Source organism: Pseudomonas chlororaphis, assembly GCA_001023535.1.
Taxonomy (GTDB): domain Bacteria; phylum Pseudomonadota; class Gammaproteobacteria; order Pseudomonadales; family Pseudomonadaceae; genus Aquipseudomonas; species Aquipseudomonas chlororaphis_E.
In genome coordinates this window covers 325,479-352,027 of record CP011020.1, presented here as the reverse complement: position 1 = coordinate 352,027, position 26,549 = coordinate 325,479, and the positions used below count along the sequence as shown (strand labels likewise).

General features: G+C 62.2%; 31 protein-coding genes and 1 pseudogene. 10 read left to right on the top strand and 22 right to left on the bottom strand.

The window, feature by feature from the left end; all coding sequences use genetic code 11:
- Positions 1-577: 577 nt before the first annotated feature.
- The 4 genes from VM99_01420 to VM99_01405 all read right to left on the bottom strand — a co-directional run bounded on the left by VM99_01420 (position 578) and on the right by VM99_01405 (position 2,665).
- Positions 578-865: a hypothetical protein gene (locus VM99_01420; GenBank protein ID AKJ96773.1), complete on the bottom strand. Its 288-nt coding sequence runs from the start codon at positions 863-865 to the stop codon at positions 578-580.
- A 96-nt stretch (positions 866-961) separates the two neighbouring features.
- Positions 962-1,603: a lysine transporter LysE gene (locus VM99_01415; GenBank protein ID AKJ96772.1), complete on the bottom strand. Its 642-nt coding sequence runs from the start codon at positions 1,601-1,603 to the stop codon at positions 962-964.
- A 47-nt stretch (positions 1,604-1,650) separates the two neighbouring features.
- Positions 1,651-1,959, bottom strand: a complete 309-nt coding sequence (locus VM99_01410; GenBank protein AKJ96771.1) for a branched-chain amino acid transporter — start codon at positions 1,957-1,959, stop codon at positions 1,651-1,653.
- Entirely contained in the window at positions 1,949-2,665 is a 717-nt protein-coding gene (locus tag VM99_01405; GenBank protein ID AKJ96770.1) for a branched-chain amino acid ABC transporter permease, read from the bottom strand. Before VM99_01405 ends, VM99_01410 begins: the two co-directional genes overlap by 11 nt.
- 245 nt (positions 2,666-2,910) lie before the next feature.
- On the opposite strand from VM99_01405, the gene VM99_01400 reads away from it, so the two are divergent.
- Positions 2,911-3,795: a LysR family transcriptional regulator gene (locus VM99_01400; GenBank protein ID AKK01663.1), complete on the top strand. Its 885-nt coding sequence runs from the start codon at positions 2,911-2,913 to the stop codon at positions 3,793-3,795.
- 24 nt (positions 3,796-3,819) lie between these two features.
- On the opposite strand, the gene VM99_01395 is transcribed toward VM99_01400, so the two are convergent.
- Together VM99_01395 and VM99_01390 are read right to left on the bottom strand one after the other, a co-directional pair.
- Positions 3,820-4,881 carry an aldo/keto reductase gene (locus VM99_01395; GenBank protein ID AKJ96769.1) on the bottom strand — a complete coding sequence of 354 codons (1,062 nt, stop codon included), beginning with the start codon at positions 4,879-4,881 and terminating at the stop codon, positions 3,820-3,822.
- A 233-nt stretch (positions 4,882-5,114) separates the two neighbouring features.
- Positions 5,115-5,606: a hypothetical protein gene (locus VM99_01390; GenBank protein AKJ96768.1), complete on the bottom strand. Its 492-nt coding sequence runs from the start codon at positions 5,604-5,606 to the stop codon at positions 5,115-5,117.
- 104 nt (positions 5,607-5,710) lie between these two features.
- Between VM99_01390 and VM99_01385 the strand changes: the two genes are divergently transcribed.
- Genes VM99_01385 through VM99_01375 form a run of 3 tightly spaced genes read left to right on the top strand, consistent with a single transcriptional unit; the run spans position 5,711 to position 7,091 of the window.
- Positions 5,711-6,250 (top strand): periplasmic protein, encoded by a 540-nt coding sequence (locus tag VM99_01385; protein AKJ96767.1) that lies wholly within the window; start codon positions 5,711-5,713, stop codon positions 6,248-6,250.
- Between the two features lie 2 nt (positions 6,251-6,252).
- The gene (locus tag VM99_01380; GenBank protein ID AKJ96766.1) at positions 6,253-6,789 is read left to right on the top strand and encodes a lipoprotein; all 537 of its coding nucleotides are present in this window, start codon (positions 6,253-6,255) and stop codon (positions 6,787-6,789) included.
- Positions 6,786-7,091 (top strand): metal ABC transporter ATPase, encoded by a 306-nt coding sequence (locus VM99_01375; protein AKJ96765.1) that lies wholly within the window; start codon positions 6,786-6,788, stop codon positions 7,089-7,091. Before VM99_01380 ends, VM99_01375 begins: the two co-directional genes overlap by 4 nt.
- 12 nt (positions 7,092-7,103) lie before the next feature.
- Here VM99_01375 and VM99_01370 read toward each other — a convergent pair whose 3' ends face one another.
- From VM99_01370 to VM99_01340, 7 genes are all read right to left on the bottom strand, one after another.
- Complete coding sequence (locus VM99_01370; GenBank protein AKJ96764.1) at positions 7,104-7,592, bottom strand: membrane protein; 489 nt, start codon at positions 7,590-7,592, stop codon at positions 7,104-7,106.
- On the bottom strand, positions 7,592-8,854 hold the full coding sequence (locus VM99_01365; protein ID AKJ96763.1) for a cyclopropane-fatty-acyl-phospholipid synthase: 1,263 nt from the start codon (positions 8,852-8,854) through the stop codon (positions 7,592-7,594). The genes VM99_01370 and VM99_01365 overlap by 1 nt, the downstream gene beginning before the upstream one ends.
- Positions 8,829-9,638 (bottom strand): hypothetical protein, encoded by an 810-nt coding sequence (locus VM99_01360; GenBank protein ID AKJ96762.1) that lies wholly within the window; start codon positions 9,636-9,638, stop codon positions 8,829-8,831. Before VM99_01360 ends, VM99_01365 begins: the two co-directional genes overlap by 26 nt.
- Positions 9,635-10,882, bottom strand: a complete 1,248-nt coding sequence (locus VM99_01355) for an FAD-dependent oxidoreductase (protein AKJ96761.1) — start codon at positions 10,880-10,882, stop codon at positions 9,635-9,637. The genes VM99_01360 and VM99_01355 overlap by 4 nt, the downstream gene beginning before the upstream one ends.
- 6 nt (positions 10,883-10,888) lie before the next feature.
- On the bottom strand, positions 10,889-11,641 hold the full coding sequence (locus tag VM99_01350) for a short-chain dehydrogenase (GenBank protein AKJ96760.1): 753 nt from the start codon (positions 11,639-11,641) through the stop codon (positions 10,889-10,891).
- Complete coding sequence (locus VM99_01345) at positions 11,638-12,060, bottom strand: transcriptional regulator (protein AKJ96759.1); 423 nt, start codon at positions 12,058-12,060, stop codon at positions 11,638-11,640. Before VM99_01345 ends, VM99_01350 begins: the two co-directional genes overlap by 4 nt.
- Positions 12,061-12,164: 104 nt before the next feature.
- The gene (locus VM99_01340; GenBank protein AKJ96758.1) at positions 12,165-12,611 is read right to left on the bottom strand and encodes a histidine kinase; all 447 of its coding nucleotides are present in this window, start codon (positions 12,609-12,611) and stop codon (positions 12,165-12,167) included.
- A 147-nt stretch (positions 12,612-12,758) separates the two neighbouring features.
- Here VM99_01340 and VM99_01335 point away from each other — a divergent pair, with 147 nt between their 5' ends.
- On the top strand, positions 12,759-13,646 hold the full coding sequence (locus tag VM99_01335; protein ID AKJ96757.1) for a MerR family transcriptional regulator: 888 nt from the start codon (positions 12,759-12,761) through the stop codon (positions 13,644-13,646).
- A gap of 132 nt (positions 13,647-13,778) precedes the next feature.
- Positions 13,779-14,414, top strand: coding sequence for a hypothetical protein (locus VM99_01330; GenBank protein AKJ96756.1), 636 nt, complete (start codon positions 13,779-13,781; stop codon positions 14,412-14,414).
- 44 nt (positions 14,415-14,458) lie between these two features.
- Here the strand turns inward: VM99_01330 and VM99_01325 are convergent, their stop codons facing one another.
- From VM99_01325 to VM99_01290, 8 genes are all read right to left on the bottom strand, one after another.
- Positions 14,459-15,004 carry a hypothetical protein gene (locus VM99_01325; protein ID AKJ96755.1) on the bottom strand — a complete coding sequence of 182 codons (546 nt, stop codon included), beginning with the start codon at positions 15,002-15,004 and terminating at the stop codon, positions 14,459-14,461.
- 173 nt (positions 15,005-15,177) lie between these two features.
- The gene (locus VM99_01320) at positions 15,178-15,948 is read right to left on the bottom strand and encodes an alpha/beta hydrolase (GenBank protein AKJ96754.1); all 771 of its coding nucleotides are present in this window, start codon (positions 15,946-15,948) and stop codon (positions 15,178-15,180) included.
- A gap of 76 nt (positions 15,949-16,024) precedes the next feature.
- The gene (locus tag VM99_01315; GenBank protein ID AKJ96753.1) at positions 16,025-16,444 is read right to left on the bottom strand and encodes an organic hydroperoxide resistance protein; all 420 of its coding nucleotides are present in this window, start codon (positions 16,442-16,444) and stop codon (positions 16,025-16,027) included.
- A 327-nt stretch (positions 16,445-16,771) separates the two neighbouring features.
- Positions 16,772-18,790 carry a sulfatase gene (locus tag VM99_01310; protein ID AKJ96752.1) on the bottom strand — a complete coding sequence of 673 codons (2,019 nt, stop codon included), beginning with the start codon at positions 18,788-18,790 and terminating at the stop codon, positions 16,772-16,774.
- Positions 18,790-19,389, bottom strand: coding sequence for a membrane protein (locus VM99_01305; GenBank protein ID AKJ96751.1), 600 nt, complete (start codon positions 19,387-19,389; stop codon positions 18,790-18,792). The genes VM99_01310 and VM99_01305 overlap by 1 nt, the downstream gene beginning before the upstream one ends.
- On the bottom strand, positions 19,389-20,657 hold the full coding sequence (locus VM99_01300; GenBank protein ID AKJ96750.1) for a BNR/Asp-box repeat-containing protein: 1,269 nt from the start codon (positions 20,655-20,657) through the stop codon (positions 19,389-19,391). The genes VM99_01305 and VM99_01300 overlap by 1 nt, the downstream gene beginning before the upstream one ends.
- A 22-nt stretch (positions 20,658-20,679) precedes the next feature.
- Positions 20,680-21,225: a cytochrome B561 gene (locus VM99_01295; GenBank protein AKJ96749.1), complete on the bottom strand. Its 546-nt coding sequence runs from the start codon at positions 21,223-21,225 to the stop codon at positions 20,680-20,682.
- Complete coding sequence (locus VM99_01290; GenBank protein AKJ96748.1) at positions 21,225-21,491, bottom strand: signal peptide protein; 267 nt, start codon at positions 21,489-21,491, stop codon at positions 21,225-21,227. Before VM99_01290 ends, VM99_01295 begins: the two co-directional genes overlap by 1 nt.
- Positions 21,492-21,639: 148 nt before the next feature.
- On the opposite strand from VM99_01290, the gene VM99_01285 reads away from it, so the two are divergent.
- Positions 21,640-22,302 (top strand): XRE family transcriptional regulator, encoded by a 663-nt coding sequence (locus VM99_01285; GenBank protein ID AKJ96747.1) that lies wholly within the window; start codon positions 21,640-21,642, stop codon positions 22,300-22,302.
- Positions 22,299-23,642: pseudogene (locus tag VM99_01280) on the top strand (histidine kinase). The gene VM99_01285 and the pseudogene VM99_01280 overlap by 4 nt, the downstream one beginning before the upstream one ends.
- Positions 23,643-23,760: 118 nt before the next feature.
- On the opposite strand, the gene VM99_01275 reads toward VM99_01280, so the two are convergent.
- Entirely contained in the window at positions 23,761-24,426 is a 666-nt protein-coding gene (locus tag VM99_01275; protein ID AKJ96746.1) for a (Fe-S)-binding protein, read from the bottom strand.
- Between the two features lie 203 nt (positions 24,427-24,629).
- Here VM99_01275 and VM99_01270 point away from each other — a divergent pair, with 203 nt between their 5' ends.
- Positions 24,630-25,100 (top strand): MerR family transcriptional regulator, encoded by a 471-nt coding sequence (locus VM99_01270; GenBank protein ID AKJ96745.1) that lies wholly within the window; start codon positions 24,630-24,632, stop codon positions 25,098-25,100.
- A 76-nt stretch (positions 25,101-25,176) separates the two neighbouring features.
- Complete coding sequence (locus VM99_01265; protein AKJ96744.1) at positions 25,177-26,409, top strand: 2,4-dienoyl-CoA reductase; 1,233 nt, start codon at positions 25,177-25,179, stop codon at positions 26,407-26,409.
- The last annotated feature ends 140 nt before the right edge of the window (positions 26,410-26,549 follow it).

Genomic DNA, 26,549 nt, shown 5'->3' with positions numbered 1-26,549 from the left:
AAATGCAGCCCCATGGCCTTTGCGACATTGAGAACAGTGACAGTGAGTGACCGCTTTGGGGGATGTGATGAGCTCGTATCTGACGACTGAGCACAAGCAACTGCCCTGATATTTCTCGTCCATGGTCTAGTTCGTGCTATGAAGAGGCCTCAGCTTATCAGCTTGAGACTCCAGGTGTTGGTCGACCATCGTTGGTACCCTGATCAGGAGTTCAGGTCGGCCAAAGAGGCCGTATGGCCAGAGAGGCCTGCGAACGCAGGCATCTTCGACCCAGCTGTGTAACGTGCCCATGTCGTATGGTTGGGCGGTAAGACCGGCTCTACTTCAAAAAGTGATGACAATGACATTGACTGTCGAAGGATTGGTCAAGATAGCAATGACTAATCCGATAAATGCCGAAATCTGTTCTCGTTTGCCTGCACTCCACCTACGTCAGTGCTTTCTCACAGCAGGCTGCCTTTTCCAATCTGTCTGGAATCATCAAACAAACCTACCGAGTGAGTGGGGCGTAAAGGATTACGATGTTTTTTATTTTGATGATGACCTGTCTTGGGAGGCAGAAAATGAGGTTATCACCTCAGCTCAGCGTCTTTTCCGTGACCTTGAGGTAAATATCGAAATCAAGAATCAGGCCCGTGTTCACCTTTGGTACCACCAGCGGTTTGGCCGGCCTTATCCTCAGCTTCAGTCGGCAAGAGATGGCATCGATAGATACCTGGTTGCGGGTACGTGCATTGGGCTGGATGTTGAAACGAGCGGGGTCTATGCGCCGTACGGTTTGGCCGACGTAGCGGATGGGGTTCTGCGCATCAACCCGAGGAATCCTCAGCCAGATTTGTTCGGTCTGAAGGCCAGGAGTTACCAAGCTCGCTGGCCCTGGCTCCACATCGTGGAACCTTGTATCTGCGGAGGATAAATACGCTGCCTGGCATTGAGTCCTGACTGCTAGGGAGTCATTTCCTCAGGAAACAGGCCGACGCATCGCAAGGATGGCGGCGCCAAAACCGATGAACGTCGAGCCCACCAGCCGGCTGATCCATATGGAGAACGCTGGACGGGTCAGCAGGCCCTTGACCTGGGCCGCAGCGGCTGCGTACAGGCTCAGTGACACCAACGACAACCCCATGAATATCGAGGTGAGCAGCAGGAATTGCGGCAACAGCGCTGCGCCCTGGTCGATAAATTGTGGGAAGAGGGCGGTGAAAAACATCGTCGCCTTGGGGTTGGTGGCAGCGGTCAGGAACGCCGACTTGTAGAGCTTTTTGCGCGACGGGGCTTGGACTGTCCCGTCTGGCTGGATCTGCTGGGCGAGGATCGGCTGTCGAGTGAGCAACTGCCTGGCGCCCAGGTAGAACAGATAACCGGCACCCAGGACCTTCACCGCGTTGAACATCCATTCGGAGCTGGCAAGCAGGGCACCCAGGCCGGACATCGCCGCCGCCGACAGGCAGAACAACCCGCAGGCATTGCCCAGCGAAGACCATACCGCGTACCGCGGCCCGTAGGCCAGGCTGTTATTGATCGCCATCACGGTCGCAGGGCCGGGGCTTGCGATGGCAATCGCGGCGACCAGGGTAAAGGCCAGGATTGAGTGCAGGTCCATTGGTCTCATTCATAGGTGGTTGGAGACGGGCATAGTACAAGACAAACCTAGAATTGCCTGGATAAAGCCGCCATCAGGATCCCGGCGGCAATTGCTGGAAGCGGCTTGCGCAGGATCAGCATCATGACGGCGGTCGTCAGCAGGGCCAGCCGCGCACCGTTGTCACCGGTGACCGCCAGCGGCGTGAGCACCGCCACCAGTACCGAGCCGGACATGGCGTTGATGAACTGCTGCACCCGGTAGTTGATCGGGACGAATGACATCACGAACACGCCGCCCCAACGCGTCGCGAGGGTCACCACGGCCATGATCAGGATGATGAGGAATGTGCCGTAGCCTGAGGTCTCAATGCTCATGTTTTTTCTCCGTCCAGACCGCGCCCAGCACACCACCGGCCAATGCCCCGGTGACCACGTGGGCGTTTTCAGGCAGGTACCTGTACGCCAGCAACGACGCACCGGCGGCCACGCTCCAGATGATCAGCATGCGCAGGTTCTTTTGGCCTCCGAGTACCATGGCGAGCAGAAAGCAGCCCATGACCATGTCCAGGCCGAGGCTCACCGGGTCCTGGATGACGCTGCCGAACTTCAACCCCAGCCAACTGCCGAGCGCCCAGGCCGACCACAGCGCCAGGCCACCGCCAAACAGCAGGCCCAGGCCTGGCTTGCGGTTGCTGAACGCCTGCATGGACATCGCCCAGTTGGCGTCCGAGACCACCAGCATCACGCCATAGCGCCGGGCCCTGGGCAGTTCCCGCAGCCAGGGATACAACGTGGCCCCCATCAGCAGATGCCGGGCATTGATCGCGAATACCGTCACCACCAGCGGCAGCACCGGAACGTGCGGCCCCCACAGGTCAAGCACGGCAAATTGCGCGGCGCCGGCGAATACCAGCGTGCTCATCAGCAAGGTTGACGTTGCGTCCAGGCCGGTTTGCGCAGCGGCAAGGCCGAAGGCAACGGCGAAGACAATCACGAACAGGGAAATCGGTAACAGCTGCTTGAAGCCACTCCACACCAGGTTCCTGTCCAGGCTCACGGAGCCCGCTTCGACACTTAACACACTTCACCTCAAGTCGGACCGCGATCGGGCGCTATTGTGAAAGCAACCATTGGCTTCAGAAAAGCGAATAAGTTTCATGGGTAGCATTCGAATTTCGAATGCTGATGCCTGCGCTTCAATCGCGACCTGTCGGCCTTCGTTGACATGGCGACATGGCGTTAGCCGCAAGGTGATGATTTCTGTTGCCGGCGACATGGAAATCAACGAATGATGGGCACGGGACCCTGGCGAAATGACAGATGAGCATGGACTGGAACGACCTGAGGTATTTTCTCGCCGTGGCGCGAACTGGAAGCCTGACCCAAGCGTCCTCGGATCTCAGGGTCAGCCAGTCCACCGTTGGCCGGCGCGTCATCGAACTTGAAAAGGCCATCGGCATGACGCTGTTTCAACGTCACCCGACGGGCTATTTCCTGACCGATGACGGCCGTGAGGTGCTTCGGCATGCCGAGCTCGTCGAAGACCGGGTCATGGCCCTGGAACTCGGCGTCGCAGGCAGGGACGACAAGCCCGCCGGGACCGTGCGGCTCGCGACATCGGAGAACCTTGCAACGGACCTTGTCATTCCCGCGCTCCCGGCGTTCCGGGAGCGCTACCCGGGTATCTGCCTGGAAATCATCACCAGCACCGTCACGGCCGAGCTTGGCCGACGCGAAGCGGACATTGCGCTGCGCGTCGTTCGGCCCACTCGGGGCAATCTGAAGGTCAGGCGGGTGGGCCACATGACCTACTCGGTCTACGGCAGTCGGGATTACCTTGCGCGTCACCCCTGTATCGAAGGCGAGCCTTTGGGCGGGCGGCATTTCATTACCTGGGACGACAGCCACGGGTTCATGCCGGCCGCGGCCTGGCTCATGCGTGAGCACCCGCGTTGCAAGGTCGCGCTGGTGACGAGCAGTCTGCCGACCCAGATCGCTGCGGTGCGAGCTGGACTCGGCCTGGCGGTGATCCCTGACTTTCTGGTCGCCAAGGAAGATTTCATCCGCGTCGTCCCACCCGAGCAGATGTTCAGTGCCGAGGTCTGGCTGGTGACTCACGCAGACCTCGCTGCCTCTGCCCGTGTTCGAGCCGTCGCAGATTTTATCGCTGAGCATATGGTGGGCGCCGACCCCTGCCTTTCCGTCTTTTGAAAGGGCCTGGAGGGCACTGGACCGTCATGATGTCGGGGAGGTCTTGCCGGCCCACAGGTCGACGGGCCCCAGGCGATCCGCCGCCTGTGTCTCAAGCATCCAGCCGGGGTACTCGGGCGGTAGTTCGCTGACCGCGTCGAGCCGGGCGATTTCATCGTCACTCAGCACAATGTCGACAGCGGCGACGTTGTCCTCGAGCTGGCTGAGTCGTTTCGCGCCGACGAGCACCGAGGTGACGACGGGTTTCGACAGCAGCCAGGCCAAGGCGATGCGGGCCGGGCTGCAGCCATGGGCCTGGGCGATGGGCTTGAGGACGTCGATCACGTTCCAGGCGCGCGCCTTGTCCACAATCGGAAAGTCGAACGATGCACGCCGCGAATCTTCCGGTGCCTGGTTCTCACGGCTGAATTTGCCGGACAGCAGGCCGCCGGCCAGGGGGCTCCAGACCAGCAAACCCATGTTCTCCGCTTCCAGCAGTGGCTTGAGTTCGCGCTCCAGGTCACGCCCGGCGATCGAGTAGTAACCTTGCAGCGTATGGAACCGATCGAGGTTCAGGCGCGCAGAAATGCCCAGCGCCGTTGCAATCCGCCAGGCCTGCCAGTTGGACACGCCCAGGTAACGGACTTTGCCCTGCCGGACCAGGTCGTCCAGTGCGCGCAGGGTTTCCTCCAAGGGCGTCACGTTGTCGGTGGCGTGGATCTGGTAGAGATCGATGTGGTCGGTCTGCAGCCGCCGCAGGCTCGCTTCGACAGCGTCCATGATATGCCCGCGCGAGGCGCCGACATCGTTCCGGCCGGGGCCCATGCGGCTGTACACTTTTGTCGCCAGCACGACTTCGTTGCGCGCGATGCCAAGGTTTTTGAGCGACTGGCCGAGGGTTTGCTCACTCGCGCCCCCGGAGTAGACATCGGCCGTGTCGAAGAAATTGATGCCGGCATCGATACTTGCCTTGACCAGTTCGTCCGCCGCGGATTGGCCGACATCGCCGATGTGTTTATAAATACCGCTGCCGTCGCTGAACGTCATGGTGCCAAGGCACAGTTGAGAGACAAGCAGGCCGGTGTTGCCCAGGGTCTTGTATTTCATCGCGTTCTCCTCAAGACGCGGCAGTGTGATCGAGCCGATGAGCACGCTGCGCGTCCTTCATTGATGGTCGGTCACCAGGCGCGCTTGCCGTGCGTTCCTGGTGTCACGGACTAAGCTAGACGCTTCATTTTCGGAAGAGAACGCCAGAAAACGCAGGATGGTTTTCTGTTTTTGGAAAATCTGCGAAAGCGCCCGTGGCCTTTCAACGTCTACCGAGCGCGCAAACCGGCGCCTCAGATCAGGCAGTAGTCGCTGTATTGACCCATCCCCTTGTGAGCCCCCGTGACCAGATGGACGTAGTGGCCGTTTACCCAGTCCACCGGCAGGCAATCGTCCACCTGGAGCACGGCGTCGGTGTGGGCCTTGAGCCAATCCGCCGGCATGCGGCGCTTGCCCAATTGCTTGGCCTGGGCCTTGTCTCGGGCCACTACCAGCAGGTAGCGGTGGGCTTCACCAAACACTTCGCGCTCGTAGCCACCCAGGTTGATGAAAAACAGCTTGGGTTCGTCGGGGCCTGGGGCCATCGAGCTGAATTCGACGCGGTAGGTGTCGATGCCGTCGATTTCCAGCCAGGAATCGATATGCAAACCCTGACGGCTGCCGAACCACGCCTGGCGCAGTTGGGGGTACGCCTGTTCGAGTGAGTCCGCTTGGGCGAACACCACGTCGTGTACTTCGATGCTGGCTCGGGGGTGACGACCGCCGAGCATGACTACGTACAGCATGAAAACTCCTCACCAGGGGCTGCGCATAAATCTATACGAAGTTTGAATTTATCTGTACAAGAAACTAATCTTGTACAGATATTTTCGTATTCTACAGGTTCTCCATGGCGCACCCTGTTCGTTGGGCCTGCCTTTGCCTGATGCTGACGGTGATGGCCTCGGCCGCCGCAGACTGGCGAACGACGCTGCCCACCGCGCAACGGGTGGGGGAGGGCGATTTCACCTGGTTCGGCCTGCGCCTGTATACCGCCCGGTTGTGGACCGCCGGCCCGGTACAGGATTGGAACCAGCCCTTCGCGCTGGAGTTGCTTTATCACCGATCGATATCCCGGGAAACGCTGGTGCAGGCCAGCCTCGAGGAAATGCAGCGGCTAGGCCCCGACAGCGTGACAGCCCAATCCGTTGAGGCCTGGACCCAGGCGATGCAGGCCGCATTCGTGGACGTGCGCCCCGGCATGCGCATCACTGGCCTGTACCTGCCGGGCAAGGGTTGCCGCTTCTACGTGGACGGCAAGCTCAGCCATGAAGTAGCCGACCCGGTGTTTGCCCGGGCGTTCTTCGCCATCTGGCTGGATCCGCGGGCCCGCGACCCACAATTGCGCCAGCGCCTGCTAGGCCTGGCGGACAACGACCGAGGGACCTGAACATGTACAAAGCACTTTTGCTGGTGGCCTGTCTGTTTCTCGGCAGTTGCGGCAATGTCGGCGTCGAGCACTATGCCGGGGAACAACCGCGCTTGGACCTGGCGGCGTTCTTCTCGCGACCGGTGCAGGCCTGGGGGATGTTCCAGAAGCGGTCCGGAGAAGTGGTCAAGCGCTTCCACGTTCGCATCGACAGTCGCCGTGAAGGCGAGCGTCTGATCCTCGATGAACACTTCCTCTACAGCGACGGCACGCGACAGCAGCGTACCTGGACGATTGTGCCGGACGGCCCGGGTCGTTGGCGCGGAACCGCCGGGGATGTGATCGGCGAGGCCCGGGGCGAAGTGGCCGGTAACGCACTGCGTTGGCGTTACCGATTGGACTTGCCCGTGGAAGGACGGCATTGGGAAGTGGACCTGGACGACTGGATGTACCTGATGGATGAAGACACCCTGATCAACCGTTCGAGCATGAGCAAACTGGGGGTGGAGATCGGCCAGATCACCTTGTTCTTCCGCCGCTTGCCGGAGGGCACGCCATGAATTTGAGTCAACTCACTGAGCGAGTCACGGCCGGTGAAGTCGAAGCGCTTGAGTTGCTGTCGCTGGAAGGCGGCTTCTACCTCCTGCGCGCCATGACCGGTACCGGTCCGGTCACCCTGAGCGATGCCCAGGGCCAGCCTGTTCGATTGCGTTCATCCACCGAGCTGCGCCAGTTGCTGATCGATCTGCCACCCGTGCCGTGCACGTTGGTGCAGCATGTGGTGCATGATGAGATGTGTGGGCAGCGTGACGGCCCCATCGCGCCCTTGCGGCTGCCGTTGACGCTGGCTAGCCAGTGGTAGAGAGGCAGCGGCTCAGCGCCACGCCGCGAGGCGCACAAGCAGGGGAAAGGCCAATGCCCAGACCGCGCTCAACAGGATGCCCGTTTCCATGACGCCCAGCGGCAGCTCGACCTGCGCCACCCTGGCGCCGCCCAGGTAGGCCAACGGACCTCCCACTGCGCCGAGCACCGCCGCGCGCCAGACGGGCCGGCCGGTCCAGGCCAGGCTGTGGCGCAAGCCGCTGGCCAGGACCAGCCACAACAGCGCCAGCCACAGGGGCAGCGGCCAGCTGTCGAAGCGGAATACGTTCAACGCCCCTAGCAGGCTATCCAGCGCACAACCGACCAGGGCGGTGCGCAGCAGGGCCTTTACCTCGCCATTGAAGTCCGGACACAGCCACAGATGCAGGGCCAGGCCGACGGGCACCAGCAACAACAGCCAGGGATGCTGAGCCCCTAGTACGCAGATCCACCAGCCGACCTGCAACCAGAGGGCATTGGCGACCAGCCATCGCCTGGGCATCAAGCCTGTCCAGGCAAGGCCGCACGCCTTGCCTGGGGCGCGGCCCAGAGCAGGTGCGCCACACCAATGGCGCGCTCCTGGAAACCGCCCTGGCAATAACACAGGTAGAACTCCCACAGACGCTGGAACGTATCGTCGTAGCCCAGCGTCGTCAGTTCGGTACGCGCCTGTCGCAAGTTATCGCGCCAATGTTCCAGGGTGCGGGCGTAGTCCAGGCCGAAATCCTCCAGGTGCACGAGGTTGAGGGCGGTGTGACGGCTGGCGGTGTCGAGCATCACGCTCAGCGAGGGCAGGGCGCCGCCGGGGAAGATGTAGCGTTGGATGAAGTCCACCGAGCGCCGTGCCTGGGCATAGCGCTGGTCTCGGATGGTGATCGCCTGCAACAGCATAAGGCCCTCGGGTTTGAGCAGTGCCGCGCATTGGCGGAAATACACCGGCAGGTAGCGGTGGCCGACAGCCTCGATCATTTCGATCGAGACGAGCTTGTCGAAGGTGCCCTTGAGGTCGCGGTAGTCTTCGCGCAGCACCGTCACGCGCTGCTCCAGCCCCAGGGCCTGCACGCGCTGCACGGTATAGGCGTACTGCGCTTCGGAAAGGGTCGTGGTGGTGACCCGGCAACCGTGCCGGATGGCCGCGTGGATCGCCAGGCTGCCCCAGCCGCAGCCGATCTCCAGCAGATGATCGTCGGGGCGCAGTTCAAGCTTCTGGCAGATGTTTTCCAGCTTGTGCAACTGGGCTTGTTCCAGTGTTTGCCCGGCGTGCTCGAACTGGGCGGCGGAGTACATCATGGTCGGGTCCAGCAGCCGCTCGAACAAGGCATTGCCCAGGTCGTAGTGGGCCAGGATGTTGCGCCGGGAACCGCGTCGGCTGTTGCGGTTCAACCGATGCAGCAGTCGCAGCGCCGGGCGGCCCAGGCGCGCCAGGCCGCCTTCAAGGGCATCGAGCACGTCCAGGTTGGCGACGAACAGGCGGGTCACCAAGGCCAGGTCCGGGCTGCGCCAGAAGCCGTGGATATAGGCTTCGCCCGCGCCGATCGAGCCGTTGCCGGCGATCATGCTCCAGGTGGTGTCGTCGAGGATCTCCACTTCGGCCTGCAACGGGCTGGCGGCATCACCGAAGTTCCATTGCCGCCCATGGCTGAGCAGCCGCAGGTGACCGTGGCGCAGCTTGCCCAGTTGAGCGAGCACGGCGGTGCGGGCCAGCCCGCCGAGCAAAGGCGCCAGGCCCGTAGACTTGCTAACGCTCAGGGTGGAATTGGACATGGTCGGGGTTCTCGCAAGGTTGGCCGAGCGCCAGGTCGCCCGGGCGGGTCGTGTGGTCATGGATTGGGGTGCGCTTGAACAACAGGCGCAAGGCTTGCCAGTAAATGGCCGAGACAGTGCGCAGGCTCATCCAGGGGAACGCCAGGATGTATCGATGCAACGCCTTTCGATCCAGCGGCTGGCGGCGCAAGGCGAGGTCGGCCTCGAAAACCCTGTCGGTGCCTTGCCAGTTCTCCATGTGGATGCGCACGTGCTGTTCGTCCAGGGCGAATCGCAGGCGATAGTCCATGTCCATCGGCATGAACGGCGACACATGGAAGGCTTTGGCCACGGCGAACGGTTTGGCGAGGTCGTCTTGCACCGGCAGCACGTAGTGGAATCGCTCACGCCACGGCGTGTTGCGCACTTCGAGCAGGATCGCCGCCAGGTGCCCGTCGCGGTCGTGGCAGAAATAGAAACTCACCGGGTTGAACGACAGGCCCCAGCAACGCAACTGCGTGAGCAGGTGGACCGGGCCCTCGGGCGTTTGTCCCGTGGCCTGTCCGACCAGCAGGCGGGCGGCCTGGGCCAGTGAATCGCCTTGACGGGTCCGCGCCGGCAGGTAGTCGATCTCGCGCCAGCTCAGCGGTGCCAGGCGCCAGCGCCCCAGCCAGCGCGACAGGCCGAGCAGCCAGGCTTGCTCGTCCAGGTCCAGGTAGAACAGGCCGATCCGGTAGCGGAAGGCATGGCGCCGTGGCGACAGGCGACGGTGGCTGATCCAGCCCAGGCAAAGGCTGCTGTTCACAATGTTTCTCCGAAATGCTCAGCCACCTTCAGCGCGCTGACCACCCCGTCCTCGTGAAAGCCGTTGCCCCAATAGGCACCGCAGTAGTAACTCAATTGCTGGCCTTGCAGTTGCGCGTGGTCCGCTTGCGCAGCCGATGCGGCCAGGCTGTACTGCGGATGGGCGTACTGGAAGCGGGCGATGATCTTTGCCGGGTCCACCAACGCTGTCTGGTTGAGGCTTACACAGAAGGTCTCCGATGCCTGGATACCTTGCAGGATGTTCATGTTATAGGTCACGGCTGCCGGGGCCTGGTCGCTGCCGCCGAGACGATAGTTCCAGCTGGCCCAGGCCCTCCTGCGGCGCGGCAGCAGGCGGCTGTCGGTGTGCAGCACGACGTCATTGTCGGCGTAGCGGATGGCGCCCAGTACGGCGCGTTCTTGCGGGCTGGGCGCTTCCAGCAGCGCCAGGGCCTGGTCGCTGTGGCAGGCGAACACCACGCTGTCGAAGCGTTCCGGGCCGGCGGCGCTGGTCAGCGTTACGCCGACTTCGTCGCGGCTGACCCGGTGAACCTTGCAGTTGAGCCGGATACGTTGCGCGAACGGTTGGCACAACGGCGCGATGTAACTGCGCGAGCCGCCTTCGATGACCCGCCATTGCGGACGCTGATTCACCGACAGCAAGCCATGGTTGCGGCAAAAGCGCACGAAGAACTGCAGGGGAAAGTCGAGCATGTCCGCGGGGGACATCGACCAGATCGCCGCCCCCATCGGCACGATGTAATGCTCGATGAAGCGCTGGCCGTAGCCCTGGGCCCGCAGGTAGCTGCCCAGGGTGGTGCTGGCGTCGATACGCTGCTCGTCCAGGTCGGCGAGCGCCTGGCGATTGAAGCGCAGAATATCGCGCAGCATTCCCCAGAATCCCGGCGACACCAGGTTGCGACGCTGGGCGAACAACGTGTTCAGGTCGTGACCGTTGTATTCCAGGCCGGTGAGCGGGTCATGCACCGAGAAGCTCATCTCGGTCGGTCGTGAGGCGACCTTGAGCTGATCGAGCAAGCGGATGAAGTTCGGATAGGTCCAGTCGTTGAAGACAATGAAGCCGGTGTCGATGGCATAGTGCTCGCCACGCCAGGCCACATCGACGGTGTGGGTGTGACCGCCAACCCATTCGGCGGCCTCGAACACCGTCACTTCGTGTTTGCGTGACAGCAGGTGGGCGCAGGTCAGGCCCGCGATGCCGCTGCCGATGATTGCTATACGCATCGATCGTCAATCCTGTTCATGGCGGGCCAGGCGTTGGCCCAGCTTCAGGCGCAGGCACGCGGGCATGGCCCCGAGCAGGCGCAACACCAGGGTGAAAATGCCGGGGAAGTTGATCTCCAGCGGCCGTCGGGGCAGACGCTTGGCGATATGCCGTGCGGCGCGCTGCGCCGACCACAGTTGCGGCATGGGGAAGTCGTTGCGACGGGTCAGTGGCGTGTCGACGAAGCCGGGGTTGACCAGGGTGACGTCGATGCCCTCGCGGGCCAGGTCGATACGCTGCGACTCCACCAGATACCGCACGGCCGCCTTGGACGCGCCGTAGGCACCGGCGCGGGGCAAGGCCAGCCAGGTCACCGAACTGCCCATCACCACCAGGTGGGGTCGCTGGCCATTGCGCAGCAAGGGCAGGGCGGCCGCCAGGCAGTGGCTGACCCCCATGAGATTGGTGCGCATCACTCGCTCGACCACGGCGGGGTCGAAATGGCCCGGTTCCAGGTACTCGCAGGTGCCGGCATTGAGGATCGCCATGTCCAGCGCTCCCCAGGCAAGCTGGATCCGGGTGGCGATCCCGGCCACTTGCTCCGGGTCGTCGAGGTCGCCGATGGCCAGCAATACTTGGCCGGGAAACCGCTCCGCCAGAGGTGCGAGGCTATCTGCGTGGCGACCGCCCAATGCCACCTGATGGCCTTGCTCCAGCAGGTGTTGCGCGAGCGCGGCCCCGATGCCGCTACTGGCGCCGGTCAGCCAGCAACGGCTCATGCCAACCGGCCCTTGAGCCAGCGGATGGCGCCGCCCATGACCGGGATGTGTTCATAGAGCAGGGCGCCGGCGTCGAAATAATCCTGGTGGAAATGGACCCGGTCGCTCCACTGCAAATGACTGCAGCCTTGCAGGGTGATCTGCTCGCCGCGGGCCAGGCGTGGATGACGGAACTGCAAGGTCCAGCGCAGGTAACCTTGCCCAGGCTGGACTTCGTCGGCGCTGGTGAAGGCATAGCGGATGTCGTGGGCGTTGGCGTACAGCTCGGTGAAGTAGGCTCGCAGGTCCTTCAAGCCCTGGATCTGATGCAGGGGATCACGGAAGATGATGTCTTCGCTGTACAGCTTTTCCAGTGCATCGAGGTTGTCTCCCGTGAGACTGGCAAAGTCCTCGGCGAATTGCTGCAGGTAGGCTGACATACGGCACTCCAGGCAATCCTGTACAAAAAAGAAATGTTGTACAGGTATGGCTGAAGCGTACGGTTAAATCTGTACAAGTCAATCCTCTTGTACAGTTTTTTGTTTCAACGATTGATCTCGGCGAGTTGCCGACGCAGTTCCGCGACGTCTGCTTCCAGCGCGCGAACCTGTTCCTCGGCGGCAATCTGCGCCGTAACGTCGCGTTGGATGCCGATGTAGTACGTCAACTGGTCCGCCTCGTTGTGCACGGGCGTGATGGACAATTCATTCCAGAACAGACTGCCGTCCTTGCGATAGTTGCGCAGGACCTGACGGCAGGGCCGGCCCTGGCTGATCGCCTCGCGGATAGCGGCGATGCCCGCCTGATCATGATCCTGGCGCTGGAGAAAGCGGCAGTCTTGGTAGAGGATGTCGTCGGCGCTATAGCCGGTGAGGCGTTCGAAGGCCGGGTTGGTATAGATGAGGATGCTGTCGTTGCCCTCCTGCTCGGCGACGACGATGCCATCGTTGGAGTTTTCGACCATCAATTGCAGCAGCTTTGCGTCGATCATTGGGCCCACCCACGAAATTATGCAGCGGTCTGCGTAGCGCACCTGTGCAAAGCGTCGGTGCGGTTTGCCACATGATGACCTACGGATGCTCGCCGCAGAAAGACTGTATGGGTTTAGAATGTGCCACCTTTCGGATAAACCCCTCGTATGACTGAAGCCACCCCACCCGATTTGCTGCCCATGCGTGACGTGGTCAGCCTGACCGGCATCAATCCGGTGACATTGCGTGCCTGGGAACGACGCCATGGGTTGATCCGCCCGCAACGCACCGACGGTGGTCATCGGTTGTACACGGTCGAGGATGTGCAGCGCATACGCGACATCCTGCGCTGGACGGCCGGTGGCCTGCCCATCAGCAAGGTCGGCGAACTGCTCGAAGGCCAGCACGAGGTGGTCCCGCCCGAGGACAACGCGCTTGACGATTGGCGTGCCGCCGTCGTGCACGCCACCAAGGCCTTCGATGCCCGGGCGCTGGAAGACCTCTATCACCGGTTGTTCACGCTATTGCCCAAGGCTGTGGTACTGCGCAAGGTGTTGATGCCGGTCTGGCAAGACCTGGCGGCGGGCAGTGCGTTGGGGGCGTGCAGCCAATGGCTGTTTCTCGACACGTTCCTGCGCAATCGCCTGATGCTGCGCCTGCAGAGGGATCAGGTGGATGCGCCGCACGTACTGCTGGCCGGTACCGAAGGGCATGCCGAACTGCAGTTGCTGTGCGCCGCCGTGCTGCTGGGCGGCAAGCAGCAACGCATCGACGTGCTCGGTTGCGGGCAACCCTTGCAAGAGCTTGCCCTGGTGTGCGCGGCCATCCAGCCGGCGGCGCTGGTGATTGCGTTGCAAGCGCCGGTCAACCCCCTCCTGGCCACGCGCCTGCGTTCGTTACAAATGGACATCGCTTGCCCACTGGCCCTGACGGGGGTGGGGCTGGCTGGCTCGCAAGCCGCCCTGCAAGGCATTCCGCTGTGCCTGTTGAACGAGCAGGACGCCGATGTCGAGGGCGTGCTCAACGCCTTGATCAGAGGCACCCTGGATCTGTGACCGCTTGTTTGCACGATTGCATGCAGGCATTGAGGCCAGCCAAGTGATGGCCTTTTGATTTCGGGTGGATCCCGCTAGAATCCGCACCCCTCTTCGTGAGCGGCAACTAGAACATTACGCAAGGAAGTTGATATGCAATTTGCAAAAGCCATAGGTCTTGTCCTGGCCTTGAGCCTCACTGGCTGCGCCAGCTTCACCAAGGATGAAGTCGCCCCAGTGAACCTGCCTTCGATGGCCGGTTATTCGAACAAGCCGAACGTCTATGTCGACTTCGATTTCTATCAGGGCGAACCTGACAGTGCCAAGGCCACCGAAGTGCCGCAGGCCCGCGACATGCTCAAGCCCGAACTGAAACGTACCATCGATGAATCGGGGCTGTTTGGCCGCGTGGTTTTCGACGAATTCCAGAAGCAACCCGGTGACTACAGCCTGCGCCTGAAGGTCTACAACCACGCGCCAGGCGGCGGTCAGTTGGTCTTGGCGTTCATCAGTGGTTTCTCGCTCGGGATTATTCCTGCACTGGCAACGGACCAGTACACCATGAGCCTGGAAACCGTGGATGAGCGTGGCCAGCCACTGGGCAAAGCCAACAACCATGACGCGATCAACACCTGGATGGGCATCTGGTTCCTGCCGCTGGCAGGCAATACCCCCAAGGCAGCCGTCACTGACACCTTCAACCGCCAGGTCAATGCGCTGTTGAAGAACTGGGTCGACAACAACCGCACGAAATACTCCGCTGTCGACACCCGCATTCCACGGGGCTGACACCGCTGAAAAAAAGAGCCGCGATTGCGGCTCTTTTTTTTTGCTTACTTCAACGCTTGAGTGAACTGCGGGTCGCTGTACAAGTTTTTGAGCAGGTCCTGCACCATCGGGTTGTAGTTGTTCGCGGCCGCCGGGATGGCGATCGGGCCGAAGAAACTGCTGTCCCATTCGCGCTGCACGTCCTTGGTGGCTTCGTAGAGAACCTGGTCGCCTTTGCGCAGCGTGAAGCGTGCGGACAACTCGCCATGACCGCTGCCCATGCCGGCCGTGAGCTGGTTCTTGATCAACCGGACTTGCAGCTGACGGTCAGCGCGAGGGTCCAGCAGACCCGCCTGGCGCAGTTCGTCGTTGATCGCTGCCTGGATGTGCAGCGGAACGCTACCGGCAGGCGAAGAGATCGGGTTCATGCGCACCATCAGCGACCCTTGGCCGGAATCGGCATCGACCTGGGCTTCACGCACGGGCTGCATGGGCACCTGTTGCTTGAGCTGTTGAACGTTCTGGAAGTTGGGTTCGTAGCGGGTCATGGTCACACCGCAGCCTTGAAGCAGCAGGGCGCAGAACGGTAGAGCCAGGTAGAGCTTCTTCACAGCAAATCCTTATGTGCTTTTTAAAGAGGCGTGATTATCGACAGATAGCTATGAGCCATCAAGGATTAGACGTGTGCAGTGCCGATGGAATGCCTGCCGGGCCGTTGCAGCTTGCAGCAGATGAGCAAGGACCGCTGCCTGTTGCCAGCGGTCCCCGGTTGCCAGAGGGCGTGTTATTGCGCCGCTTTCTCGATCAGGTTGGCCACCACCTTCGGGTTGGAAACCATCACCACGTGTGAGGCGCCTTTCACCACGACGGTCTGTTTGGAATGGGCACGCTCTGCCATGAACGCCATGGCTTGAGGCGGGATGTTCTTGTCCTTGTCGCCGTACACGAACCAGGATGGAATGGTTTTCCAGGCCGGGTCGGTCGCGGCTTCGTTGAGCGCGGCGACGGTGACCGGACGCTGACCGGCAGCCATCAGGCGTGCTTCGGCCTCAGGTACATCGGCGGCGAACTGGTCGTGGAACTTGTCCTGCTGGATGTACAGATCCTTGCCGCCGTCGGCCAGGTCCACCGGGGCCGCCAAGGCCGAAGCTAGGGTGCCGCCCGGGAACCGTCCAGACAATTGCGCCGCCGTCTCGCCCGTCTCGGGCGTGAACGCTGCCACGTACACCAGGCCCTTCACGTTGGGGTTGCCGTACGCCGCCTCACTGATCACCGAGCCGCCGTAGGAGTGGCCGACCAGGACCACCGGCGTCTTGATGTTTTTGACGATGCTCGCCACGGCCTGGGCATCACTGCTGACGCCCCGCAAAGGGTTCGCCGCCGCAATGACCGGATAGCCGTCCTTTTCCAGAATTTTTACCACGCCGTTCCAGCTCGAAGAGTCGGCGAAAGCGCCATGCACCAGCACGACAGTGGGTTTGATGTCGGCCGCGTTTGCAAGACCGGCAGTTGCGAAAGCGGTGGCGAGGGCCAGGCCAGAAAGAAGCTTTTTCATGAGTCACTACCTTTAAAAAGAAGAAGCGGGTGGTTGCCTGTTGTGGCGGTGTGCACGTTCGGGAAGGCCCGTGACGTCAGACCGAGACGTGCAGGCGCACATCGACATTGCCGCGGGTGGCGTTGGAGTACGGGCAGACCTGGTGGGCCGCGTCGACCAGCGCCTGGGCATCGGCTTGATCAAGGCCCGGCAGGCTGATGTGCAGGTCGATGTCGAGGCCGAAACCGCCGGGGATCTGGCCGATGCCGACGTGGGCGGTGATCGAGGCGTCGTCCGGGATCTTGCGCTTGCCCTGGCTGGCGACGAATTTCAGCGCGCCGATGAAGCAGGCCGAGTAACCGGCGGCGAACAGTTGCTCAGGGTTGGTCGCCGCACCGCCGGCGCCGCCAAGTTCCTTGGGGGTAGTCAGCTTCACGTCGAGGATGCCGTCGTTCGAAACAGCGCGGCCATCACGGCCACCAGTGGCGGTTGCTACAGCGGTGTAGAGTGCTTTCATGGTGTTTCTCCTGAGAGTAGATGCGGACGGTGCTGGTTAGGTTTTAGCGCCTTAAATGTTTGCGCGCTAAGAAGTTGAGTGAAAATTATCGCATTGAAATTTAGCGCGCAAGCTAATTTTTGGAAATACATTGAAATTTCCATTAGCTCATTGTTTTTAAAGGGAATATTTTTTAAGGCACGAAGACGTCTGTCCCGTTCGCGAGACGACAGGGGTGGGCTTGGCTTCTGGACTGCTATCGAAAACGTGCTGATTTTCGCTGACGCTGCGCGCGACCTCGAAGGCGGAGGTCGCGCTGTTCTTCAGATCACCGCTTATTGGCCACGGCTAACGAACGTTGCGATGCAGCATCAGACGCGCACTTTCGTGAAGGCCGCGCGTCAGTTCCTGCAAGCGCAGGAACTCTTCAGGGTGTTGCGCGGCCACGTCTTCTCGGGGCGTTGGCGAGGCCAGGTCATGCAGGGTGGGTGAACTGCCGTCGTGCTGCATCTGCAGCAGGAAGTGCTGGGTCACGCCGCCGATGATCGGGAAGGTGCCTTCGCGCAACACCAGCGGCACCACGCGTTCGCCTTCGGGGGCGGGCTGCTGGATGTCCCGGCCCATGGCGCCGTTGGTGAAGGGGATGCCTGCCAGGCCCGCCACGGTGGGCAACAGGTCGGCCAGGCCGACGGCCTCTTCGATCACGCGGGGCGCGAGGCCTGGGGCGTGGATCAGCAACGGTACGTTGTTGCTTTCCAGGCCCAGCTGTTCGAAGGCGGGCGCCATGTGCGGGATCTGGCTGATGCGTGTGTTGTGGTCGCCAAAGAACACAAAGATGCTGTTGTCGTAGTAGCCGCCGGCCTTGGCGATCTCCATCAGACGGCCGATGTTGTAGTCCAGCAGGCGCACCGCGTTGTATTGCTCGACGCTGCGCGAACCGGCGGCCTGGGCTTGTTCCAGCGTCACATCACTCACCTGGAAGCCGTCGTTGTGCTTGGGGATGGTGAAGGGGCGATGGTTGCCGGAGGTTTGCAGGTAAGCGAAGAACGGCTGGTCCTTGGGGACGGCGCGCAGCCGTTCGTCACTCTCCTTGAACAGGTCCAGGTCGGAAATGCCCCACACGTCCACCCGTGGCGATCGCCAGTCGCTCTCTTCAAACAGCTGTACATCATCGATGCTCTGGCGGATCAGTGCATTGATATTGGCCCAACCGGCGTTGCCGCCGATCATGTAGAACTTCCGATAGCCCTCGAACGCGTTGATCAGTGTGTGCTGCCGGGTGATCAGCGGGTTGCGCGTGGCCGTTTCCTGGCGGGTGACGTCGGGTACGCCCGTGATGCTGGCCCAGACGGTCTTGGCGGTGCCCGTGACCGGCACGTAGAAATGCTTGAAGAACCAGCTCTGCGTGGCGAGTTTGTCCAGGTTCGGCGTGGGATTGAGTGGGTTGCCGTAGGCACCGACGGCGCTGGTGCCGAGGGATTCGAGCATCACAAAGATCACGTTCGGCGGGCGCTCGCCGGCCAGCCGATAGGGCTGTACGCCTTGATGGCGCTTGAAGTCCAACTGCCGGGCATCCGGCCGATCCACCCCCAGGTACTTGGCGATTTGCGGATAATACTGGCGCACCAGGGCTTCATCGAACTGCGATTGGCCAGTTTTCAGGGTGTCGTACAGAAACAGCACCGGGTTCAGCCCCACGGCGGCCACTTGGCTGTTGCCGGAAAAGAATGCATCGCTCCAGCGCAGGGGCACCGGGTTTTCCAGGTTGAGGTTGGCGACGCGGCCGAGCAGGGCCAGCAACACGGCGACCACGCCCATCACTGAGACGGATGCCAGCGCCCACCGGTTGTGGGAGGTGGGCGTGCGGTCCAAGGTCAAGCGCTCCAGGCGGACCAACGCCCACACCCACGCCACCACCGCTGCCAGCCAGCCGGCGGTGATCCATAGCACCGGGTAGGTTTCCCACACCATCTGTTGTGAAATCTGCGCGTCTTGCAGGTAACGCAGTACCGTCGCATTGATGCGCACGCCCAGGTAGGCGTAATGACCGAAGTCGATGATGTACACCAGGCCGATCATCGCCAAGGCCACAGCCAGATACGCGCGCGCCAGCCAGCGCAGGGCCGGGAGGGTGCTGAGGTTCCAGCGCGGTAGCCACGCCAGCACAGCCAGCGGCAGCAGGAGCAGCACGGCCAAGCGCAGGTCGAAGCGCAGGCCGATGCCCAGGGTTTCCAGCAGCGCCGGGGTGGTCAAGTCCAGACCTGAAAAGCCCAGCAGGAACACCAGCCGCAGCGCCACCAGCAACGCAAATACCAGCCCGATCGCGCCCACGCCGTAGCGCAAGCGGCGTGATTGCAACGCGCTCATCATTGACCTCTGTGCCATTTCAAAAGGGGACGCCAGGCGATGCCGATCAACAACCCTGCACCGGCGATCAGGCAGTAGCCGGCCAGCAACGGGTCCATCAGATAATCCCAATAGTTTTCCGAGGCCTTGAGCCGCAAGGCGAACGCCAACGTGCCGATCGCCAGCATCCCCACCGCCAACGCATGCCTCAGCCACAGCATCAGCAGCGTCGCCGCTGCCACCAGCACGATCATCGGTCGAGGGTTGAAGCCCCAGCGGTAGGGGTCGAAATAGGTCAGGCCCAGCGTGGCGGGGTAGAGCACCAGGCTCAACAGACCGAACAGCAGCCACATTTGCACCTGGTGCCGTCGAGCGAGCGGCGGCACCACGCCCAGGCGGTTGAGCACGACCCACGCCAGCAGCACCAGCGTGCTGATGGCCAAGTCATCGGTAAAACTGCGCACGTACGCCGCCAACGGCAGCTCATTGACCTGCACAAAACTCACCGCCGCCAGCATTGGCAACAGCCATGGCCGCCAGGGTGCGGTGAACCGGAGCGTGCTCAAAAGCACGAACCCCAGCAGCACGAAACTCAAGTGGGCCTGCCACAGAGAAACCATCACAGACGCTCCGCCAGCCAGGCTTCGTTGAAGCTGACATGTTTGATGAACGTGTTATTCCACGAGTACACCAGGTGATACATGCCGTCCGGGCTGCGGCTGAAGTACGGGTACTCGTATTCGAAATCGCAGCCTTGGGGCTTGCATACGCGGTAGTCGAGGTTGCTGAGGAAGCGTTGCGCCAGCGGTAACCGTTTCGCACCGCTGGAGGCGCGAAAGCCTTCGCCAATGATTGCTTTATAGGCTTCGGGGGAAAACGGCTGACCGAGCGGGTCGGGCGACTGATCCAGTTCCACCACGGTGCGCCACTGACTGAGCTGGGCGTCGGTGCTGTAGAGGCTGAGCTTGAAGCGGCCGTCCTGCAGGTCGTTCAGGGCCACCAGCAAACCGTCGTCCGCGGTGCCCACCGCCGCCAGCGACGAATTGGGGTTGGCGGGCTCCAGTGGGTACGGCGGGCTCCAGGTTTGCCCGGCGTCCGCGGTGCGGCTGGCCAGCACGCGGTGATGGGTGTCGCCGGCATAGCGCAACATCGCCACGGCGCGCTGGCCGTCCAGCGGCACGATGGTCGGTTGCAGGGCGTTCTTGCCACGGCTGATGCGGAATTTGTCGATCACGGCGCCGTCCGCGCTCAGGTACAGGTACTCGGCAAACTTACCCATGAACTCGTGGTACACCGGCAGGCCGATGGAGCCGTCGGCGTGGAACACCGGGGCGGCGCGGACCAGGGTGCTGATGTTGAAGAACGGCGACGTCACCAATTGCCGGGGCGCTGTCCAGCTGGCACCGAGGTCATCGGAGACCATCACGTTGATCGCGCTGGTGGCCCAGCCACCCACCGAGACCGACACGTAGAACATCCACAGGCGATTATCCGGCGCCAGGGCGATCACCGGGTTGCCGAGCTTGCGGATGTGACGTTGGGTGCCATCGCGGGTGCTTTCCCGCGTGGCCAGTACCTGTTCGGCGCCCCATTCGCCGCTGCGCGCATCAAAGCGGGCGGTGCGCACCTGCACATCGGCGGCGCCTTCGCGCGAACCGGCGAACCACACGGCCATCAGGTCGCCGCCGGGCAGGGCCGTGACCGACGAGGAATGCACGAAATCCGTGAGCTGGGTGGACACGAATCGGCTGCTGTACTGCGTCGGTGCATCGACGTTTGCGGTGTTCGAAGCGACCTGGGCAAACGGCGCCAACACATGGGGCGGATGGCTTTGCCAGGCCGCGAAGAACACTCCCAGCAAGAGGCCAATCAATAAGGTGGAGCGCATAGGGAACCCGTGGCAAGAGAAATTACTGCCCACGTTCATCCGGCAGGCGCTTCCTGCGACCGGTGAGCATGGATAACGGCAGGTTGTCCCGCACCAGGACACTTTCAAACAGCGCCGCCAGCACGTGGATACACACCAGGGCCAGCAGCCCATTGGCGGCCGTTTCATGGACCTGGAGCGGCCAATCGGCGCCCCACAAGGCGTCGACTTCCTGCATCAGGAAACCGCTGACGCCGATCAGCAGCAACGCCAGCAACATCGACAGCATCACCAGCGCGCCAATGGGCGAGTGGCCCAGGCGATGTTGCGGGCGACCGTTGAGCAACGAGCGCACGTGGGCATTGAGTCTTCTGGGGGTAGGCCAGAAGTCCGCCCAACGTGCACTGCGCGGTCCGACAAATCCCCACACGGTTCGTACCAGCAGCCAGGCCATGGCGTAGTAGCCCAGCCAGACATGCCAATCGTCGCCGGCTTCGTTGAAGAAGTAGTTGGCGACAAAGACCCCGGCAATGGAGGCATGGAACAGCCTCACCAAGGGGTCCCACAAGCGCAGGGATTCGCCGGGCATCAGCCTTTGATCTCCGTCTTCACCGCCTTGCCGGTGACCGGGTCGTGGTAGATTTCGACCTTGCGCTTGTCCTTGTCGAAACCGTAGATCTCGTAGCAGTTGCCGTCAGTGACCTTGAATTTGCTGATGGTGTAGCCGTCAGCCTTGAGTTTGTCCTGGAAGGCTTTTTCGTCTTGCCATTGCGAGCGCTCGGCGGTGGTGCATTGCGGGCCGGCGAAGGCCAGAGGGCTGGCGATGATCAGGGACAGCAGGAGAATTTTGCGCATGGAAAAGCTCTCAGCAGATGTGGGAGATTTCACAATGCAAAACCAACCTTAGGACAATCTTAGTTTGCAACGAGCCGTAACATCTTTGCCGAAATAACCCCGACCAGAACCCGGCATGATGCCGCCGGTTCCTCCAGAGACTTTTGCCATGCGCCTACTGCTTGTCGAAGATGACCGTGCCCTCGGCCAAGGGATTCGCGTGGCTTTGGCTGCCGAAGGCTACACCCTGGACTGGTTGCAGGATGGCGCCGCGGCCTTGCACGCCTTGCGCAGCGAAAGCTTCGATTTGCTGTTGCTCGACCTCGGCCTGCCACGGCTCGACGGGATTGACCTGCTGCAACAACTGCGCGCCGGACAGCATGACTTGCCGGTGCTGATTCTCACCGCTCGCGACGGCACCGCCGAGCGCATCGCCGGCCTCGACGCCGGTGCCGACGACTACCTGGTCAAACCTTTCGACGTGGAGGAACTCAAGGCCCGCGTCCGAGCCCTGTTGCGCCGCAGCCAGGGCCGCGCGCAACCGATGCTCGAACACGCCGGCGTCAGCCTCGATCCGGCCACCCAGCAGGTGCGCTACCAGGACGCCGACATCATCGTCACCCCCATGGAGTACCAGTTGTTGCACCAATTGATGGTGCGCCCCGGCAAAGTGGTGACCCGCGAGCGCTTGTCCCGCGCGCTGTACGGCTGGCAGGAACGGGTGGAGAGCAACACGCTGGAAGTGTTGATCCACAACCTGCGTAGAAAGCTGTCCACCGAACTGATCCGCACCGTGCGCGGTGTTGGCTATGTGCTGGCGCTCAAACCATGAATTCCGTACGAGCGCGCATCCTCGTTCCGGTGCTGGTGCTGATCCTGCTCGGAGACGCCTTGATCAGTTGGCTGGTGCTGCGCGACAGCCACCACGAAATCGAGGAGGTCTATGACGCCCAACTGGCCCAAAGCGCGCGCCTGCTGCAAGGCGTGCTGCGCCAGCGCGACCCCGGCGAAGCGGATTGGGACCGCTTGTACCAGGCCTTCGACCAGGCCATGAGCCGCGTGGGCGAGGACGGCGTGGCCCATCCTTATGAAACCCGGTTGACCTTCCAGGTCTGGAGCAGCGAAGGTGAGCTGCTGGTGCGTTCCGCGCAGGCCCCTGCGCTCGCGGCACCCCCGACGACCCTCGGCTCCCACGATCTGCTGCTCAATGGCAACGACTGGTGCGCCTTCCTCCTGGCCGACCCGCAACAGGGCCTGCTGATCTGGGTGGGCGAGCGCGATGACATTCGCCAGGACCTGATCCAGCGCATCGTGCGCCACACCCTCTGGCCCACCCTGATTGGCGTGCCGCTGCTGACCGTGCTGATCTGGCTGGTCATCGGCTGGGGGCTCAAGCCTCTGCGCGCCATGGCCCGCTCCATTCGCGGGCGCACGGCCGAAACCTTGCAGCCGCTTCATCTGAAGCCACTGCCCAGCGACCTGGAACCCATGCAGACCGCGCTCAACCGGTTGCTGGTGCAGGTGGACGAGTTGCTCGAACGCGAACGCCGCTTCATCGCCGATGCCGCCCATGAATTGCGCACGCCCCTGGCGATCCTGCGCATCCATGCCCAGAACGCCCAGAACGCCGACACGCCTGAACAGCGGTACGAGGCGCTGGACTTCCTGGTAAACGGTGTAGATCGCGCCACGCGCATCGGCAGCCAACTACTGACCATGGCCCGCATCGAGCCACAACTGAAAAACCCCAAGCGCAGCCGTGTGCAACTGACCGAACTGGTGCGCGAAGAACTGGCCGAACTGACGCCGCTGGCCATGGAAAAAGACGTGGAGCTGGTGCTGGAAGGCAATGAGGAATGCTGGGTAGAGAGCGAACCCGTGGCGTTGGCCATTGCACTTCAGAACCTGGTGACCAATGCACTCAACTTTTCCCCGCCGGGCAGCGAAGTGAAGGTGGTGATCGGCGCCCATTGCCTGAGCGTGGAAGACCAGGGGCCGGGGATCGATGAAGAGGAAATGGGCCGACTGTTCGAGCGCTTCTACAGCCGGGGCAATGCGAAGGGCGCCGGGTTGGGGCTGTCGATTGTAGAGATGATCGCCAACAAGATTGGTTGCGACTTAAGGCTCTACAACAAGCCTGGAGGCGGTTTATGCGCAGAGCTGACCTTGAATCGGGTCGCCCCTCGGGTGGATGGCCCGGTGAGGGTTGCGCGTTCGGAAGCGATGGATGAACCGGTCGGCTGAAGCCCGTGGCTGCTGTTCACGGGCATTCTTCGAGCATCGGGTTCGCTCAGATCAACAAGTCCTCATAAAACGCACCAAACGGGCGCTCAGGATGGGCCAATTGGATTTCCAGGATCCACAGGCCGGTATTGGGGTATTGCGCCAGGTTCCCGAGGTCGCCGCCGCGATGAATCGCATGGGGGAAGTCGCTGACCCGGTGGCCCTTGATGTCGAGGTTGAGCGTCCAGCCCATGGCTTTCGCCTGGGCGGCTGCGAAGTCGTAAAGCGCCACCCCGGATACCTGTTCACTGCGCCAGAAGCCCTCGACCTGGTCGAACAGTGTCTTGGCGGCTGCGGCACAGGCGATCATCTGCGGGTCGGAGCCCGTGGTGAAGGTCGCCCCGGCGTCACCCTCATGGCCTTGCCAGACGACGCCCATGTCGATGAAGAAAATATCGTCGGTTCCCAGCTCGGGATCGCCCTCGGAGCGCTGTTTGAACGTCTTGAGCGTGTTGGCGCCGAAGCGCACCAGCAAGGGGTGCCAGATCCGGTCCATGCCCATTTGCGCCAGGATCGTCTTGCCTTGTGCCTGCGCCTCGGATTCGCGCATGCCGGGGGTGATGGCGCGGGCGATCTGATCGATGGCCTTCCAGGTCATCTGCTGTGCATGGCGCATCGTTTCAAGCTGATAGCGCTCACCGACCGCTTCTTTGTTGTTGGAGACAGCATTCATCGTTCATTCCCTTGGCATGAAAGGCGCGGCTCAAGCGCTATATATTTCCATATATTGCGGTAGTCGATATCAAAAATAAAGTTTCCGGTTTCGCCCCCCTTACAGGGTTGCAGCGGCCGTCGCTGAAACCGTGAGTCACTTGGCCGCCCGATGCCTGCAGGGTTAAAGTCAACTTCAAGGTCAATGGGTGTTCTGGAGCGGCGATGAGGATTGGTGAACTGGCGAAAATCAGCGGGTTGGCGCCCTCGCGCATCCGCTTCTACGAGGCGAGCGGTCTGATCCGGTCGGTCGAGCGCAAGGCCAACGGTTATCGTGACTATGCGCCTGAGACCGAGTGGATCCTGCAGATCATCACGGGGGCACAAGCGGCAGGGTTTTCATTGGAGCAGATCCGGCAATTGATGCCGGTGGACGCCAACGGCTGGCAGGAGGAAGAGCTGCTTGGCGGGCTCAGGCAAAAGGTCGAGGAAATCGAAATCCTGCAGCAGCGACTGGCCCAGAACAAGGTCCAGCTGCTGCTGGTCATCAAGGGCATCGAGGGCAAGCCCGAGGGCGTGGCGTGTGCCGACAACGCGCAATTGTTGTTGCACCGCCTGCGTGAAGAAGGGGCGAGGGCAGCCCCAGCCCGTCAGGACGGGGTGACGTCCAAGGGGAAAAAAGCACGCAGGGTTTGAAGCTGAAAAAAATCTGTTGACCTTAAAGTTGACTTCAATCTTAAGGTGGCTGCCTCCCCCCGCTGAGGACTGCCCCATGAGTTTGTTCGACCGCCTGATCCTTCCCAACGGCTCGACCATCCAGAACCGAATCGCCAAAGCCGCCATGGAAGAGAACATGGCAGACGCCGACCAGGCGCCCTCCGAAGCCCTGATGCGGCTTTATCAGGCGTGGGCCGATGGCGGAGCCGGCCTGATCATCACCGGCAACGTCATGGTCGACGGTCGTGCCATGACCGGTCCGGGGGGCGTGGTGTTGCAGGATGACCAGCAACTGGACAAGTTCAAGCGCTGGGCACGTGTGGGTCGATCCGGCGGTGCGCAATTCTGGTTGCAGATCAACCACCCAGGTCGCCAGATGCAGGCCAATCTCGGGCAAAAGGCCTGGGCACCATCTGCTGTGCCGCTGGACCTGGGCTCCATGTCCAAGCTTTTCTCAATGCCTCACGCCATGACCCCGGCGGTGATTGAAGAGGTCGTCCAGCGCTTTGCCCGCAGCGCGCGCCTTGGCGAGCAGGCCGGTTTCACCGGGGTGCAGATCCACGCTGCCCATGGTTACTTGTTGAGCCAGTTCCTTTCACCGCTGACCAACCAGAGGACGGACGAGTGGGGCGGCTCCCTGGAAAACCGCGCGCGCCTGTTGCTCGACATCGTCAAGGCCGTCCGGGCGGTGGTGTCCGCGGAATTTGCGGTGGCGGTCAAACTGAATTCTGCTGACTTCCAGCGCGGAGGGTTCACGGCCGACGACGCCAGGAAGGTCGTCGAGTGGCTCAACGATCTGGGGGTGGACCTGGTGGAGCTGTCGGGCGGCAGTTACGAAGCCCCCGCCATGCAGGGTGATGCGCGCGATGGGCGTACCCTGGCGCGTGAGGCCTATTTCGTCGAGTTTGCCCGCGACATCCAGACCGTCGCCAAGATGCCCGTGATGGTCACCGGCGGTGTGCGCCGACGCCCGGTGGCTGAGAGTGTCGTGGCCAGTGGGGTGGACATGGTGGGCATCGGGACGGCGCTGGCCATCGACCCGGGCCTGCCTCGTGATTGGCGCCAGGGCAAGGACAGCGCCCCTCAACTGCCGCCGATCACCTGGAAGAACAAAGCCTTCGCGGCCCTGGCCAACATGGCGGTGGTCAAGTTCCAGCTGAGTAAACTCAGCCGCGACAAGCAGCCCGACCCGACGGTGTCGCCATTGCGCGCGCTGATCTTGCAGCAGCTCGCGGTGCTCTGGCGCACCCGGCAATATCGGCGTTGGGTACAGAAGCGTCTGGTGTGAGGTGTCGGGGCTTTTCGTGACCGCTGGCGACTGTGCCGGTGTCTTGCTGGGGGCCCTGAACCGGATTTCCCGATCCGCCTGGATGACACGCCGTTGGTTTCGAGAATCAGTTGTTCGGAATTTTTAGTGCCTCGCCGACC

Excerpts from the sequence above, each read along its gene's own strand:
- VM99_01290 (AKJ96748.1), bottom strand. The coding sequence starts at position 21,491 with ATGCGCAAAATTCTCCTGCTGTCCCTGATCATCGCCAGCCCTCTGGCC.
- VM99_01295 (AKJ96749.1), bottom strand. The coding sequence starts at position 21,225 with ATGCCCGGCGAATCCCTGCGCTTGTGGGACCCCTTGGTGAGGCTGTTC.
- VM99_01300 (AKJ96750.1), bottom strand. The coding sequence starts at position 20,657 with ATGCGCTCCACCTTATTGATTGGCCTCTTGCTGGGAGTGTTCTTCGCG.
- VM99_01355 (AKJ96761.1), bottom strand. The coding sequence starts at position 10,882 with ATGCGTATAGCAATCATCGGCAGCGGCATCGCGGGCCTGACCTGCGCC.
- VM99_01380 (AKJ96766.1), top strand. The coding sequence starts at position 6,253 with ATGTACAAAGCACTTTTGCTGGTGGCCTGTCTGTTTCTCGGCAGTTGC.
- VM99_01310 (AKJ96752.1), bottom strand. The coding sequence starts at position 18,790 with ATGAGCGCGTTGCAATCACGCCGCTTGCGCTACGGCGTGGGCGCGATC.
- VM99_01350 (AKJ96760.1), bottom strand. The coding sequence starts at position 11,641 with ATGAGCCGTTGCTGGCTGACCGGCGCCAGTAGCGGCATCGGGGCCGCG.
- VM99_01390 (AKJ96768.1), bottom strand. The coding sequence starts at position 5,606 with ATGCTGTACGTAGTCATGCTCGGCGGTCGTCACCCCCGAGCCAGCATC.
- VM99_01415 (AKJ96772.1), bottom strand. The coding sequence starts at position 1,603 with ATGGACCTGCACTCAATCCTGGCCTTTACCCTGGTCGCCGCGATTGCC.
- VM99_01305 (AKJ96751.1), bottom strand. The coding sequence starts at position 19,389 with ATGGTTTCTCTGTGGCAGGCCCACTTGAGTTTCGTGCTGCTGGGGTTC.
- VM99_01410 (AKJ96771.1), bottom strand. The coding sequence starts at position 1,959 with ATGAGCATTGAGACCTCAGGCTACGGCACATTCCTCATCATCCTGATC.
- VM99_01270 (AKJ96745.1), top strand. The coding sequence starts at position 24,630 with ATGAGGATTGGTGAACTGGCGAAAATCAGCGGGTTGGCGCCCTCGCGC.
- VM99_01320 (AKJ96754.1), bottom strand. The coding sequence starts at position 15,948 with ATGAAAAAGCTTCTTTCTGGCCTGGCCCTCGCCACCGCTTTCGCAACT.
- VM99_01375 (AKJ96765.1), top strand. The coding sequence starts at position 6,786 with ATGAATTTGAGTCAACTCACTGAGCGAGTCACGGCCGGTGAAGTCGAA.
- VM99_01370 (AKJ96764.1), bottom strand. The coding sequence starts at position 7,592 with ATGCCCAGGCGATGGCTGGTCGCCAATGCCCTCTGGTTGCAGGTCGGC.
- VM99_01285 (AKJ96747.1), top strand. The coding sequence starts at position 21,640 with ATGCGCCTACTGCTTGTCGAAGATGACCGTGCCCTCGGCCAAGGGATT.
- VM99_01385 (AKJ96767.1), top strand. The coding sequence starts at position 5,711 with ATGGCGCACCCTGTTCGTTGGGCCTGCCTTTGCCTGATGCTGACGGTG.
- VM99_01340 (AKJ96758.1), bottom strand. The coding sequence starts at position 12,611 with ATGATCGACGCAAAGCTGCTGCAATTGATGGTCGAAAACTCCAACGAT.
- VM99_01365 (AKJ96763.1), bottom strand. The coding sequence starts at position 8,854 with ATGTCCAATTCCACCCTGAGCGTTAGCAAGTCTACGGGCCTGGCGCCT.
- VM99_01330 (AKJ96756.1), top strand. The coding sequence starts at position 13,779 with ATGCAATTTGCAAAAGCCATAGGTCTTGTCCTGGCCTTGAGCCTCACT.
- VM99_01395 (AKJ96769.1), bottom strand. The coding sequence starts at position 4,881 with ATGAAATACAAGACCCTGGGCAACACCGGCCTGCTTGTCTCTCAACTG.
- VM99_01335 (AKJ96757.1), top strand. The coding sequence starts at position 12,759 with ATGACTGAAGCCACCCCACCCGATTTGCTGCCCATGCGTGACGTGGTC.
- VM99_01400 (AKK01663.1), top strand. The coding sequence starts at position 2,911 with ATGGACTGGAACGACCTGAGGTATTTTCTCGCCGTGGCGCGAACTGGA.
- VM99_01315 (AKJ96753.1), bottom strand. The coding sequence starts at position 16,444 with ATGAAAGCACTCTACACCGCTGTAGCAACCGCCACTGGTGGCCGTGAT.
- VM99_01265 (AKJ96744.1), top strand. The coding sequence starts at position 25,177 with ATGAGTTTGTTCGACCGCCTGATCCTTCCCAACGGCTCGACCATCCAG.
- VM99_01345 (AKJ96759.1), bottom strand. The coding sequence starts at position 12,060 with ATGTCAGCCTACCTGCAGCAATTCGCCGAGGACTTTGCCAGTCTCACG.
- VM99_01275 (AKJ96746.1), bottom strand. The coding sequence starts at position 24,426 with ATGAATGCTGTCTCCAACAACAAAGAAGCGGTCGGTGAGCGCTATCAG.